At 39.3% G+C, this 14,562-nt stretch carries 13 protein-coding genes; 1 reads left to right on the forward strand and 12 read right to left on the reverse strand.

Features of this window, described 5'->3' with window-relative positions:
* The first annotated feature begins 23 nt into the window (after positions 1-23).
* Complete coding sequence (locus WKH56_RS02945; RefSeq protein ID WP_033579713.1) at positions 24-1,355, forward strand: peptide MFS transporter; 1,332 nt, start codon at positions 24-26, stop codon at positions 1,353-1,355.
* A gap of 370 nt (positions 1,356-1,725) precedes the next feature.
* Here the strand turns inward: WKH56_RS02945 and spo0A are convergent, their stop codons facing one another.
* The 12 genes from spo0A to accC all read right to left on the reverse strand — a co-directional run bounded on the left by spo0A (position 1,726) and on the right by accC (position 14,561).
* The gene (gene spo0A / locus WKH56_RS02950; protein WP_013084985.1) at positions 1,726-2,514 is read right to left on the reverse strand and encodes a sporulation transcription factor Spo0A; all 789 of its coding nucleotides are present in this window, start codon (positions 2,512-2,514) and stop codon (positions 1,726-1,728) included.
* A gap of 227 nt (positions 2,515-2,741) precedes the next feature.
* The gene (gene spoIVB, locus WKH56_RS02955; protein WP_028411587.1) at positions 2,742-4,022 is read right to left on the reverse strand and encodes a SpoIVB peptidase; all 1,281 of its coding nucleotides are present in this window, start codon (positions 4,020-4,022) and stop codon (positions 2,742-2,744) included.
* A 182-nt stretch (positions 4,023-4,204) separates the two neighbouring features.
* Positions 4,205-5,932 (reverse strand): DNA repair protein RecN, encoded by a 1,728-nt coding sequence (gene recN / locus WKH56_RS02960; protein WP_028411588.1) that lies wholly within the window; start codon positions 5,930-5,932, stop codon positions 4,205-4,207.
* A 16-nt stretch (positions 5,933-5,948) separates the two neighbouring features.
* Positions 5,949-6,398 (reverse strand): transcriptional regulator AhrC/ArgR, encoded by a 450-nt coding sequence (gene ahrC, locus WKH56_RS02965; protein WP_013059136.1) that lies wholly within the window; start codon positions 6,396-6,398, stop codon positions 5,949-5,951.
* A 161-nt stretch (positions 6,399-6,559) separates the two neighbouring features.
* Positions 6,560-7,387, reverse strand: a complete 828-nt coding sequence (locus WKH56_RS02970; protein ID WP_028411589.1) for a TlyA family RNA methyltransferase — start codon at positions 7,385-7,387, stop codon at positions 6,560-6,562.
* Positions 7,384-9,285 (reverse strand): 1-deoxy-D-xylulose-5-phosphate synthase, encoded by a 1,902-nt coding sequence (dxs, locus tag WKH56_RS02975; RefSeq protein ID WP_033579712.1) that lies wholly within the window; start codon positions 9,283-9,285, stop codon positions 7,384-7,386. Before dxs ends, WKH56_RS02970 begins: the two co-directional genes overlap by 4 nt.
* A gap of 320 nt (positions 9,286-9,605) precedes the next feature.
* On the reverse strand, positions 9,606-10,502 hold the full coding sequence (locus WKH56_RS02980) for a polyprenyl synthetase family protein (RefSeq protein WP_033579711.1): 897 nt from the start codon (positions 10,500-10,502) through the stop codon (positions 9,606-9,608).
* Positions 10,502-10,735, reverse strand: a complete 234-nt coding sequence (locus WKH56_RS02985) for an exodeoxyribonuclease VII small subunit (RefSeq protein WP_013059140.1) — start codon at positions 10,733-10,735, stop codon at positions 10,502-10,504. Before WKH56_RS02985 ends, WKH56_RS02980 begins: the two co-directional genes overlap by 1 nt.
* A gap of 3 nt (positions 10,736-10,738) precedes the next feature.
* Positions 10,739-12,079 carry an exodeoxyribonuclease VII large subunit gene (gene xseA, locus WKH56_RS02990; RefSeq protein WP_034271010.1) on the reverse strand — a complete coding sequence of 447 codons (1,341 nt, stop codon included), beginning with the start codon at positions 12,077-12,079 and terminating at the stop codon, positions 10,739-10,741.
* 84 nt (positions 12,080-12,163) lie between these two features.
* Positions 12,164-12,556 (reverse strand): transcription antitermination factor NusB, encoded by a 393-nt coding sequence (nusB, locus tag WKH56_RS02995; protein ID WP_013059142.1) that lies wholly within the window; start codon positions 12,554-12,556, stop codon positions 12,164-12,166.
* Positions 12,557-12,777: 221 nt separating this feature from the next.
* Positions 12,778-13,179 (reverse strand): Asp23/Gls24 family envelope stress response protein, encoded by a 402-nt coding sequence (locus tag WKH56_RS03000; protein WP_013059143.1) that lies wholly within the window; start codon positions 13,177-13,179, stop codon positions 12,778-12,780.
* Positions 13,180-13,208: 29 nt separating this feature from the next.
* Positions 13,209-14,561: an acetyl-CoA carboxylase biotin carboxylase subunit gene (gene accC / locus WKH56_RS03005; RefSeq protein WP_028411593.1), complete on the reverse strand. Its 1,353-nt coding sequence runs from the start codon at positions 14,559-14,561 to the stop codon at positions 13,209-13,211.
* Between the last annotated feature and the right edge of the window lies 1 nt (position 14,562).

Genomic DNA, 14,562 nt, shown 5'->3' on the forward strand with positions numbered 1-14,562 from the left:
AGAAATTTTAGGGGGACTTCATTATGCAAGCAGCTGTACAACACGAAAATCAGCAGCCAAATGAGTCTAGGAAAAAACACCCTCCTGGACTGTACTTATTATTCGCGACTGAGGCATGGGAAAGATTTAGTTATTATGGAATGAGAGCCATTCTTGTTCTTTATTTAACTGCTACCGCTGCTCAAGGTGGACTCGGGGTAGATAAAGCAACTGCACTGAGCTTATATGGAACATTCACTAGTGCTGTTTACATTACGCCGATGATTGGCGGATATTTAACAGACCGCTTCCTCGGAAGAAGGCTAGCCATCACAATCGGTGGTGTGATTATGGCACTCGGGAATTTTTCCATCTTCATTCATCAAAGCGTAGCCGCTTTGTATATCGGACTTGCTTTATTAATTATCGGAAACGGATTTTTCAAACCAAATATCTCCACATTGGTCGGAGATCTTTATGCAGAAAATGATCCTCGCCGTGACGGTGCTTTTACCATTTTTTATATGGGTATTAATTTTGGTGCATTTTTTGCCCCATTAGTTGTTGGATTAATGAGTTATAAATACGGATTTTTAACAGCAGCTATCGGAATGGTTGTTGGACAAATTTTATTTAACCTACTGGCTAATCGCTATTTAGGTGATATTGGGAAAGAGCCTACAGGAAAAGTTCATGCAGCAGCATCTCAAACATCAACTGCTCCGCTGACAGCACGAGAAAAGAAAAGAACGGTTGCTATCGTTATTCTAGCTTTCGTTGTTATTGCTTTCTGGACAGCTTTTGAACAGGCTGGAAGTTCTTTAACGCTATATGCTCAAGATCAAATTGATCGTCAAATCGGTAGTTTTACGGTTCCAACAGAGTGGTTCCAATCATTGAATCCACTGTTTATCATGATTTTAGCACCAATTATGTCACTTGTTTGGTACAAGCTAGGAAATTCAAAACGCGGTGATTTTAAAACACCAACAAAAATGGGTATGGGACTTGTAACAGTCGGATTAGGATTCTTAATTTTAATTCCAGCCGTTATGTATACTGGTAATGACCCAGCTTTAAAAGTAAATATCCTGTTCATGATTTTCACTTACTTCCTGCACACGCTGGCTGAGCTTATGATTTCGCCAGTAGGGTTGTCTATGGTAAGTAGACTGGCTCCATTAAAGCTTGCTTCTCTTTTAATGGGCGTATGGATGGCAAGCTCTGCTGTTGCTAATAAGCTAGCGGGTGTTCTTGCATCTTATACACAGTCGTTAGGTTATTTCGACATCTTCAGCTTAATCGGAGCTGTAACAATTGTACTTGGAATTATTGTTTTGTTCCTTTCAAAACCGATTGCTAAATTAATGGATTAAAAAAAGCAGCCTTTTCTGAAGGCTGCTTTTTTTATCATTTACTTATCCATATATGTAGATGAATTTTTTAACACATCTTCTAAATCTTCTTTCAAACGCAAAGCCCTCATAACAATTAAATAAATTATTTCAATAAAATACACTACTATGGATCACAAGATGTACATTCCCTTAACCTCCCTATTTCCAACTCTTAAAACAAAATGAAAGGACCCATGAATGATTAAAATTCATCGGCCCTGCAGTAAAAAGTTTATTGATTTTCAGTTTGCTATCTAGTGTAAATTCCAAAAGTTTATCGGCATGTACTCTGTATTACAAAAGGTATCAGCTCACTCAAAACCCCGTAATTCCAGCAGTCCTATCCCTTTCAACTCGCTTTATGTTCAAGGCGTAATTTATCCGCAACCATGGCGATAAATTCACTATTTGTCGGCTTTGCTTTTGACATGCTGACAGTATATCCGAATAATGAAGAAATAGAATCAATGTTCCCTCGGCTCCATGCTACTTCAATGGCATGACGAATGGCGCGCTCAACGCGGCTTGCTGTTGTATTGTATTTTTTTGCAATGTCAGGATACAGCACTTTTGTAATCGACCCAAGCAGCTCAATATCCTTATATACCATTGAAATGGCTTCTCTCAAATATAAATAGCCTTTAATATGAGCAGGTACACCAATTTCGTGAATGATGCTCGTAATGCTTGCATCTAAATTTGCTGGTTTGCTGTCGCGATGCGAACGCATGGAAGAAGATGAACGTTGCATAAATGAAGATGTTTGTCCGCTAACTTGACGAATATGATTCACTAAGTTTTCCATATCAAACGGCTTTAGAATAAAATAAGCAGCTCCTAAATCAACCGCTTTTTTCGTTACGTCTTCTTGCCCAAATGCTGTTAGCATGATGACATTTGGATAATTTTCTTTTTTCATTTCTTTTAACTGACCTAAAACTGCTAATCCATCTAGATGCGGCATAATAATGTCTAATACAAGAACATCCGGATCTTTATCTTTTAAAATGGATAAACACTCTTGTCCATTGTAAGCTACTCCGATTACTTCCATGTCTTCTTGCTCTGAAATATAATCTTCAAGCAAACCAATTAGTTCCCGATTATCATCAACCAAGCATACTTTAATTTTTTTCAATGCAGCTTCCTCCTCAGTCCTTTATGTTATACGTCGTTTCCTACGTGTCTCTATTCTTTATTCTAAAGGACAAATTCGACAATGCAACATTATTTCCTTTATTTTTTTAGAAAAAAGTCTTTTAAATGGAATTTATTCGATTTTCTCTTATTTTCTTTGTTTTTCGACGTTTTTCTCGTACATTTACGACAATAATTTTTATCAAAAAAAGCGAACTAATGACAACATTAGCTCGCTTTTTTTCGATTATTTTTATAAATATCGATTCCTGCTTCGTTAAGCATCCATTCAATATGGACACCGTAACCGGAGGTAGGATCATTTACAAAAACATGGGTAACCGCTCCAACGACTTTACCGTTTTGAATAATCGGACTCCCGCTCATTCCTTGAACAATTCCACCTGTTTTCTTTAACAATTTAGGATCTGTAATTTTAATAACCATTCCTTTAGTAGCCGGAAACTTTTGAGGTATAGTACTCATAATTTCAATATCAAATTCTTCCACTTGATCATCATCTACTACCGTTAGAATTTTAGCAGGTCCTTCTTTTACTTGATGAGATAGAGCAATTGGCATTGCTTTATCCATTATTCCGTTTTCCATCGTTGAAGACAATTTTCCAAAAATACCGAAAGGACTATTTCGTGTAATATTCCCAATGATTTGTCTATCTTCAGAAAACCTCGCTAGCTTTTCGCCGGGAACGCCGTTCGAACCTTTCTCAATTGATGTAACGGTCGAACGGACAATTTGTCCATCTTCTACTACGATTGGCTTTTTTGTATCCATATCCGAAATAACATGGCCTAAAGCGCCGTATTTTTTAGATTTTGGATCATAAAAAGTCATTGTGCCAATTCCTGCAGCTGAATCACGGATGTATAAACCGATTCTGTACGCATAATCTTGCTTATCTTTTAACGGATACAGCTTCGTGTCAAACTGCTTTTTTTCTCTTAAAATATGCAGATTTAATGGTTCACCCGTTTTCCCTGCCTGCTGAATAAACGGTGTAATATCACTCATTTTTTCAATGGTTTTACCATTAATCTTCGTAATCATATCTCCAACTTGAATACCCGCAATTTCGCCAGGAGATTTTTTACCTTTTGCTGTATCTACCTGATGATAGCCTACAACAAGAACACCTTTTGAATTTAATTTCACACCGATTGATTGTCCACCAGGAATGACTTTAAAATCAGATAATACCTGCACGTCTACACGCTTTACAGGAATACCGGCCAAATGAAGCATCAACTCTTCTTTGCCTACCTGTTTGCCTGCTACGGTCAGCTTCGCCTTGTTACTTGTTACATCGTAAACAGGTGATGAAGCTTCTACGCTAAGCGGTAATGTCGTATTAATTTTTTCTTTTTGCTGTTCAAATAAGACGATTTGTTTTGGAATGTGTATATATTGTTGCACAACTGGAATAAATCCTACAAAAATGAACGAAACAAGGAGAATCGCACCAATTATATGTCTGTATCGATTTTGCATGTTTTCACTCTCCTCGCTTCCTCGCCTAAATGGCTACACATTTAATTTAGCCTTCTTAGAGCGCATTTATAACAGAAGTTCAGAGAAAAATGAAAAGAAGTGCAAGGAAACATTTTCAGTTCCTCCATTTTGTATAAAAAAACACCTTTAACACATACTGTTACGTGTTAAAAGGTGTTTTTTTAAATGGTCTGCTTCATCTTATCCGCTAAATCTAAAAGCTCTTTGGCATGCTCCTTCGTTAAGCTTGTAATTTCAGCTCCTGCAATCATTCGACCAATTTCTTTTACTTTTTCATCAAGAGTTAATGGAAGAACAGATGTCGTTGTACGATCACCTTTTATCTCTTTAGCAATAAAGAGATGAGTATCTGCCATAGCTGCTACCTGCGGCAAATGAGATATGCAAAGAACCTGCGAATCAACGGAAATGGCATGTATTTTTTCACCGATCGATTGAGCTACTCTTCCACTTACGCCTGTATCAACTTCATCAAAGATAATGGACGTCACGCCTTGATGCTTAGAGAAGATGCTCTTTAACGCCAGCATGATCCTTGACAGTTCTCCGCCTGATGCTACTTTCGCAAGAGGCTTTAACGGTTCACCAGGGTTGGTAGAAATATAAAACTCTACGTTGTCAATGCCGTCTTTGGTGAATTTTATTCTTTCGCCATTTACTTCAACGTCATTTTTACCTGCATTTACGACAGAGAATTTAATTTGAAATACGGTTTTAGCCATATAGAGTTCTTGAAGCTCATGATGGATGCTGTCCGTTAACTCCTGAGCAAGTTTTTTTCGAATAGCTGAAACGTTGTTAGCTTCTACTAATAAATCCTGTGCTACGCTGTTTAACTGTTCTTTGATCTTGCTCACGTGCGTATCTCGATTTTCAATACGATCAATTTCATCTTCAATTTGCGCTGCATATTCTAGAATTTCATCTACACTTTGACCGTATTTACGCTTTAAATGATTAATTTCATTTAAACGCGCTTCAATAAAGTCTAAGCGTTTCGGATCAAATTCTAATAAATCCAGCTGCTGACGAATTTTATAAGATGCGTCTTCTAACTGATAGAAGCTCGATGAAATAATCTCCGAAATTTCGGCATAGTTTTTTTCCAGTGACGAAATATCCTCCGTATGATTCATTGCTACGCCTACCCAATCCAGACCTTGATGTTCACCGTGCAGCGCATTGTACGCATCGTTTAGCGACGTATAGATCTTTTCAAAGTTGGAAATCTTCAAACGCTCTTCATTTAGTTCCTCGTCTTCATTGAGCTGCAAATTTGCGGCTTTGATTTCATCTAATTGAAATTGAATAAGATCGAGGCGATGTGCCATCTGCTGCTCATTTTCAGTTAATTGATCCAACTGCTTTTTTAGCGACGTATACCTCGAAAATACCTCTCGATACTCCGTCAAAGCCTCTTCTACTTTTTCTCCTCCATATTGATCAAGAAGAGTTAAGTGACGATCTTGATTCATTAAATCTTGGTGCTCGTGCTGTCCATGTATATCAATTAACGTCTGTCCGACTTCACGTAGGATAGCTAACGTTACGAGCTTCCCATTGATACGGCAAATACTTTTCCCATTTGTAGTGATATCTCGGCGAAGCACAATCATTCCATCTTCCACTTCCAAACCGACTTGTTTGGCTTTTTCGTGACTCGGATGCTGTTCTTCATCAAATAAGAAAAGCCCTTCAATTTCGGCTCTGTCTGTTCCATGGCGGACAAACTCCGAAGAGCCTCTTCCACCTACTAACAATGAAATGGCATCAATAATAATCGACTTTCCCGCTCCTGTTTCGCCTGTTAATACCGTTAAGCCTTTTTCAAATGAAACAGAAAGTTCATCAATAATCGCAAAGTTTTTAATGGATAATTCAGCTAACAACCTGCTTCACTCACCTTTATAACATTTCTAAGAATCGGTCTGATATAATTTGCGTATCTTCAGGAGTACGGCAAATAATCAAACATGTATCGTCTCCACAAATTGTTCCTAATATTTCATCCCAGTCCAAATGATCAATTAATGCGCCAATCGCATTTGCGTTTCCCGGCAATGTTTTCATCACCAGCATATGCCCGGCTGAATCAATTTTTACAAATGCGTCCATAAGAGAGCGCTTTAACTTTTGTAAGGGATTAAAACGCTGATCTGCAGGCAAGCTGTATTTGTATCGTCCGTCCATCAAAGGCACTTTGACTAAGTGCAGTTCTTTAATATCACGAGAGATTGTTGCCTGTGTTACATTAAAACCTTGGTTTTTTAAAATATCTACCAATTCATCCTGTGTTTCAATATCATTATTCGTGATAATGTCACGAATTTTAATATGTCTTTGCCCTTTATTCATGTTGGCACCTCACATTAATATGTAATCTTCTTTTTGTTTTGTTGTTTATAAGTCTTTCACTAATTAAGTATCATAATGTGTTCAACTTGATTATGCACCTTTTGTATAAAGAGTCATAATCAAATCGCCAATGCTAAGTTTTTGCTTAACATTGGCCATTATTACTTTTTCTCTTTTAACGTCTTATGTGCTTCTTCGACCACTTCACGCACAGTAAGCGGAGCTTGATTTTCACCAAGTTCACGCTCGCCTTTCCAGCTCAGATGAAGAAGAAATTCGATATTTCCATCTCCTCCTGTTATCGGTGAATACGACATGTTATATACATCGTATCCTTGACGAAGGGAGAAATCCACCATTCCTTGAAGGACTTCTTCATGCACTTTTGAGTCACGCACGATTCCTTTTTTCCCAACTTGCTCTCTTCCAGCCTCAAACTGTGGCTTAACAAGTGCAACAACATCGCTGTATGGAACAAGAAGTGTTTTTAACACAGGGAGAATGAGTCTTAAGGAAATAAACGATACATCAATAGAAGCGAATTCAGGCAAGCCTCTTGATAAATCAGCTGGTGTCACATAACGGAAATTTGTTCGTTCCATTACTTCTACTCGCTCATCTTGACGAAGCTTCCAAGCTAGCTGATTATAGCCTACGTCTAGCGCATAGGACATCTTCGCTCCATTTTGAAGCGCACAATCGGTAAAGCCTCCAGTAGAAGAACCAATATCAATCATGATTTTATCCGCTACATGGACATTAAATTCTTTAATCGCTTTTTCAAGCTTAAAGCCGCCTCTGCTGACGTAAGGCATCACTGCACCTTTAATTGTCAGCGGCGTATCGCGTTCAATTTTCTCTCCCGGCTTATCCAAACGGACTTCATTCGCATAAACAAGTCCTGCCATCACTGTACGCTTTGCTTTTTCTCTTGTTTCAATCAAACCTCGTTCTACTAATAATACATCTACTCGTTCTTTTTTTGTCACTTAACTTCAAGCCTCTTTTGTGTTGGTGTTACGAGTTTTTTAACTCGATTTATAATCTCTTCTTTGGTTAAGCCAATTTCTTCTAAAAGTTTTGTTACGCTGCCGTGCTCGATAAAGCGATCTGGAATACCCATACGTTCAACGCGAGTATCATAATAGCCGTGCTCTGATGCAAACTCTAACACCGCACTTCCAAAACCGCCTTGAAGTACCGCTTCTTCCACCGTAATCACAGGCTTATTCGTTTGGAAAATCTCGTGAAGCATTTTTTCATCCAGCGGTTTAATAAAACGAGCATTGACCACTTTGACGCTGATTCCTTGCTTCTCAAGTTCTGCTGCTGCATCCATCGCCATTGAAATCGTTGTACCAAACGTTAAAATGGTTGTATCCGAACCTTCTTTTAATACGTCCCATGTACCGATCGGAATGTTTTTCAGTTCTGAATCTAGTTCAACACCTAATCCGTTTCCTCTCGCATAGCGCATCGCAATCGGACCTTCTTCATAAGTCAAAGCAGTGTGAACCATGTGCTGACCTTCATTCTCGTCTTTTGGCATCATAATAACAAGGTTAGGCAAATGACGTAAAAACGCAATGTCAAATACACCTTGGTGCGTTTCACCATCAGCACCTACTAGTCCAGCTCGATCAATCCCAATAAATACATTTAGCTTCTGACGGCAAATATCATGAACCACTTGATCGTATGCACGCTGTAAAAACGTCGAATAAATAGCTAAAAAGGGCTTCATATTTTGAGTTGCAAGACCAGCGGCCATTGTTGTTGCATGCTGCTCTGCAATCCCAACATCAAACATGCGATGCGGAAACTCTTTTTGAAACGCTTCAAGTTTTGAACCTACAGGCATTGCTGGCGTTACTGCTACGATACGCTCATCTTCTCTAGCCATTTTCAATACCGTATCACTTACTAATTTACTCCAAGCAATCGGAACATTTTTGTCTTTAATAAAGTCACCGGACTCAATTTTGTAAGGGCCTGTACCATGCCACGCTCCGCTTTTATCGCTTTCCGCTGGCAAGTACCCTTTCCCTTTTTTCGTAATCACATGAATAAGTACCGGTCCTTTTGTTTTCTTTGCATATTGTAACGTTTCCAATAAATCGTCATAGCTATGGCCGTCAACCGGTCCTAAATACGTAAAGCCAAGATCTTCAAAGAACATGCCTGACACAACCATGTACTTTAGGCCATCTTTTACACGTTCTGCCGTTGCCGCGAGCTTACCGCCTACCGCAGGCACTTTTTTCAGTAGAACTTCAAGCTCATCTTTTACCCAGTTGTATTTGCCCGCCGTGCGCAAACGCCCCAGAATGCTGTGTACAGCCCCAACGTTAGGAGCGATAGACATTTCATTGTCATTTAAAATAACGGTCATATCCGTTTGCTCGTGCCCGATGTGGTTAAGCGCTTCAAGAGCCATACCACCTGTTAAAGCTCCGTCACCAATGATAGGAACAATGTGAGCTTTTGTTTTTTGCAAATCTCTTGCAGCAGCCATTCCCATTGCGGCTGAAAGAGATGTAGAACTATGTCCCGTTTCCCATACATCATGCTCACTTTCATCTCGCTTTGGAAAACCGCATAATCCTTTATATTGACGGATTGTATCAAACTCTCCCGCTCGTCCTGTTAAAATTTTATGGACATACGACTGATGCCCGACGTCCCATAAAAATTTATCTTTTGGACTGTCGAACACTTTATGGAGTGCAAGCGTTAACTCAACAACCCCTAAATTTGGCCCTATATGACCACCAGTTGCAGAAAGCTTTGTAATTAAAAAACGACGAATCTCTTCACTTAGTTCTTCTAATTGTGTTACTGACATTTTCTTTAAAAACTCAGGATTTTTTATCGTTGTAAGATCCAAGGTGGATCACTCACTTTCGTACTTGTTATAAAGTTACCTTAATACATTGTCTATTGTTTTATACGTATAGTCAATTTTTAGTATTTCCTTATTACTTACAATACCTTTGATATTCTATCAGTAAACCAGTGATATTCAAAGGAAAATAGTGAAAAAATAGCCGCTAACACAAATGTGATAACGGCCACCAAGATATTGTATATGTCTTTCAAACCTATGCACTACGCTTTTATACAGTAGTAAAATCATTATAGCATAGCCCCTATTGGGACTCAATCTTATTTTACTGTATCACTCAAAAAACCTGACAGAAATCGTCATTAACTATCACGTTTTGCTATATATAAACAAATTTCTTCTAGTAATCCGTGCTTAATTTGAGCTTGACGTAACGAGAGAAGTGCTTGTTCAACATGATACTGTAACTTTTCTTTGGCCGCTTCCATACCTAATAAAGAAGGATATGTCGTTTTTTCATTTTCTGTATCACTGCCAATTGGCTTTCCTAACTTTTCTTCAGACCCTTCCACATCCAAGATATCATCTTGAATTTGAAACGCTAACCCTACATGCTTACTGAATTCTTCTAATAATTCTTGCTGTAGAGGCGTAGCTTTTGCAAGAATTGCTCCTGCTTTTACACAGAATCCTAGCAGCTTCCCCGTTTTATGAAGATGAATATATTCAAGCTCATCTAGCGTGAGCTGCTTTTTTTCACCTTCCATATCTGCAACCTGTCCGCTGATCATACCTTCTGTTCCGCTTGCTTTTACCAGTTCTGTAATGAGCTGAAGTTTCATATGTGATGTAATTTCAGGATGTACCGCTTCAGAAATGAGCTGAAAGCTATTTGTTAAAAGAGCATCTCCAGCTAATATAGCCGTTGCTTCGCCGTACACCTTGTGATTTGTCGGTTTACCTCTTCTTAAGTCGTCATCATCCATACTAGGTAAATCATCATGAATGAGCGAATATGTATGAATCATTTCCACTGCACAGGCTGTTTCTAATCCCATGCTTTCGTCTTTTCCAAATGCATGTAGCGTTGCAAACAACAGCACTGGGCGAAGTCGCTTTCCTCCTGCCGTAAGCGAGTAAAGCATGGATTCCTTTAAGTTAACCGGAGCATGTAATGCCTTTACCACTTCAGGCAAGCGTGTTTCTACTCGATCTTTTGTAAAAGAAATATACTCTTTTAAATTCATTTCATTCACCATCACTCTTCCTCCTGTACCGAGAATGGCTCAAGCGTTCCGTCTTCACGTAAAATAGTTTCCATTTGCTTTTCAATATGCTGAAGACGATCGTGACAGAATTTTGAAAGAGTCATTCCTTCTTGGAATTGTTGAATTGCTTCTTCTAAAGGCACGTCGCCTTCTTCTAGCTTGTTTACGATGGTTTCTAACTGCTCCATCGCCTCTTCAAACGTATACTCTTTATTTGTCGCCATTTTTCATCGCTCCTCTATTTTCGAAACTTCACACTGCAACTGTCCATCGGTCAAACGAACGTTTACCACATCACCTTTGGATACTTGTTTGGTTGATTTAATTAACTCTTTTTCTTTATCGTATACTAAGCTGTAGCCTCTTTCCATTGTTTTTAATGGACTAAGCGTATGTAATTTTGACGTTGCCGTGGCAAATAAAAGCTGTTTTTGCTTTAGCAGCTGCTGCATCTCTTTTGTCAGCATTTTCGTCAGCTGCTGTTGACGGTCTGCCGCTTTCGTTAACTGATGCTCGGGGTGATTGCGCAACAAAGCGGCTGTTAGCTGCTCGTAGTTCGTCCGTTTATGCTCAATGTACCTTCTACCTTCACGATAAAAACGCTCCATCAGCTGATCTAACTGCTGCTCTTTTTGCTCGACCAACTTTTGAGGGTAACGAAAAGCATATGATTTCTGAGATCGTTCAAGCCTGCGGCTACTAGACTGAAGCATCTCTTTCATCGAACGAAGAAGACGGATATTTCGCTGAGTCAATCTTTCTGTAATTTCACTGATATGAGGTACTGCCAGCTCCGCAGCACCCGTTGGAGTAGGGGCTCGCAAATCTGCTACAAAGTCTGCAATTGTAAAATCGGTTTCATGTCCAACCGCTGAAATAACGGGAATAGTAGAAGTGAAAATTGCACGAGCTACGCTTTCTTCGTTAAACGCCCAAAGCTCTTCAATTGACCCGCCGCCGCGGCCGACAATTAATACGTCTGCTTCTTTACGACGGTTTGCTTCTTCAATTGCCTTGATGATAGACGGTGCCGCATTCACTCCTTGAACAAGAGCGGGCATAACAATAATGTTCGCGTTATATCTGCGCTTTAATGTCGTAATAATATCACGTACGGCGGCTCCAGTAGGAGATGTAATCACACCTATTGTTGTTGGATACTTCGGAAGTTTTCGTTTTCTAGCATGATCAAACAAGCCTTCTTTTTCCAGCTTTTTTTTCAGCTGTTCGTAGGCCAAGTATAAGTTTCCAACGCCGTCAGGCTGCATTTCTTTTACGTACATTTGATAATTTCCGCTTGGTTCATAAACCGAAATTTCAGCTCGAATCAGTACATTCATTCCTTCTTCAGGCTGAAAATTAAGCTGACGGTTATGCCCAGCAAACATAACGGCTGCGATACGAGCATTTTGATCTTTTAAGGTGAAATACATATGTCCTCGACTATGACGTTTAAAGTTAGAAATTTCTCCTTTAATCCATACATCTTGCATGTGAGGGTCTACGTCAAACTTGCGCTTGATGTATCGTGTAAGAGCCGTAACGGTTAGATAACGCACTTCACTCATCATTTTGCCTCCTTTGCAGTCACCCTCTCCCCTTTATATAAAGGAGAGAAGCATTTTAGTCACTTGATTTGGCAAGATGAACGTTTATTTAGATAAAGTTGTTAACACTTTAGACAATACGCCGTTGATAAACTTGCTTGATTGATCATCGCCAAATGTTTTTGCTAATTCAATCGCTTCATTTAACGTAACGCTCGTAGGAATTTCTTCTTCATACTTCATTTCGTATACGGCAATACGCAGGATTACGCGGTCTACAGTAGCTACGCGGTCTAACGTCCATTTTTCTAAATGATTGCGTAAAAGTTCATCAATTTCTTGCTGATGCTCAACTACACCTAGCACAAGACTTTCTAAAAATTGATCAGACTTTTCGTTTTGTACAACATTTCCGATTGCCTCCATTGGCTCGGTTTGCCCTAAATCATGCTGAAATAGTGCTTGTAATGCTTTTTGGCGTGCTGTATGTCTTTTCATTATTTTTGCTCCTTTATTTATCTTCTTCAACTAGTATACCTAGATAATAGCATAGTTTATGAAACGATACTTGATTGTTCTTATACGAAGTTTGTAGAACACGAAAAAGACCGTCTTTATGACGAGACAGTCTTTTTCACTTTACCATAGCTTGTGTTGAAAAGGAACAAGTAATCATACGTTATTCCATTTTAGCAACAGCCGTTAGGTAAACGTTTGTTTTATTCAACTTCTTCAATATCAGTTTTTTGCGTATCAAACTGAATCCCTACGATATGAATGTTTACTTCATCGAGATCAATAGCTGTCATATTTTTAAGGGCTTGACGAATGTTATCTTGTACTTGCTGCGCTACGTTTGGAATAGACACACCAAACTTCATCATACAAAACACGTCTACTTTTATCCCGTTTTCTGTTAAGTCCACTTTTACACCTTTACCGTGGTTTTTCTTTCCTAGTTTCTCCACAACGCCAGCTGCAAAATTTCCTCTCATTGCAGAAACGCCTTCTACTTCAGAAGCAGCAATACCCGCAATGACTTCAATAACCTCAGGAGCAATTTCTACTTTGCCAAGAGAATTTGGGTGTTCTTCCATTTCTAATACATGATTTTCATTCATGTACAGCACCTCCTATAGTTTATATTATACTAAGAATTCATTACGTCATATAGCTCAAGAAACTTCGTGTTGAATTCACCGCTAACAAATTTTTCATGATTTAATAGCTTTTGGTGAAAAGGAATAGTGGTCGCAACGCCATCGATAACAAATTCATCTAACGCGCGCTTCATTCGTTCAATAGCTTCCTCACGAGTTGGCGCATGAACAATCAATTTAGCCACCATTGAATCATAGTAAGGTGGGATTGCATAGCCCGGGTATGCAGCAGAGTCTACGCGCACTCCGTAGCCACCTGGCGGCAAGTACATTTGAATCGTACCTGGTGATGGCATAAAGTTTTTCTCTGGGTTTTCTGCGTTGATTCGGCACTCAATTGCCCATCCGTTAAACGTCACTTCTTCTTGCGTAAACGGTAAAGTTTCACCATTTGCCACGTTGATTTGTTCTTTAATTAAGTCAACTCCTGTCACCATCTCTGTAACAGGATGTTCTACTTGGATACGCGTATTCATTTCCATGAAGTAAAATTTGTTTTCACGATAATCATAAATGAATTCCACGGTTCCGGCTCCTGTGTAATTAACGGCTTGAGCGGCTTTAACAGCAGCGTCGCCCATTAATTCACGCGTTTTTTCGTCCAACGCTGGAGAAGGCGTTTCTTCAATTAATTTTTGAAGACGGCGTTGAATCGAGCAATCACGCTCTCCTAAATGTACAGTATTTCCATGAGAATCAGCCAACACTTGGATCTCAACGTGACGGAAATCCTCAATGAACTTTTCAATGTACACACCAGGGTTACCGAAAGCTGTAGCAGCTTCTTGCTGCGTAATTGTAATACCTTTAATAAGCTCTTGTTCATTTTTCGCAACGCGGATTCCTTTTCCTCCGCCTCCTGCCGTTGCTTTAATAATAACAGGATAGCCAATATCATTAGCGATTGACATACCGTCTTCCACTGACTCTACAATTCCAGTGGAACCAGGAACAATTGGAACACCCGCTTCACGCATCGTTTCTCTTGCTACGTCTTTTGTTCCCATTTTGTTAATGGCCTCCGGACTTGGTCCTACAAATGTAACGTTACACTCTCTGCATAGCTCTGCAAAATCAGCGTTTTCAGCTAAAAAGCCGTATCCAGGGTGAATGGCGTCACAGCCCGTTAGCATCGCAACGCTCATAATATTTGTAAAGTTTAAATAGCTGTCTTTAGATGACGTTGGTCCAATACAATACGCTTCGTCTGCTAATTGTACATGCAAAGAGTCGCGATCAGCTTGAGAATGAACAGCTACTGATTCTACACCTAACTCTTTACACGCTCGAATAATTCGAACCGCAATTTCTCCTCGATTCGCAATTAATAGCTTTTTAATCATA

The sequence above is a fragment of the Priestia sp. SB1 genome (assembly GCF_038898415.1).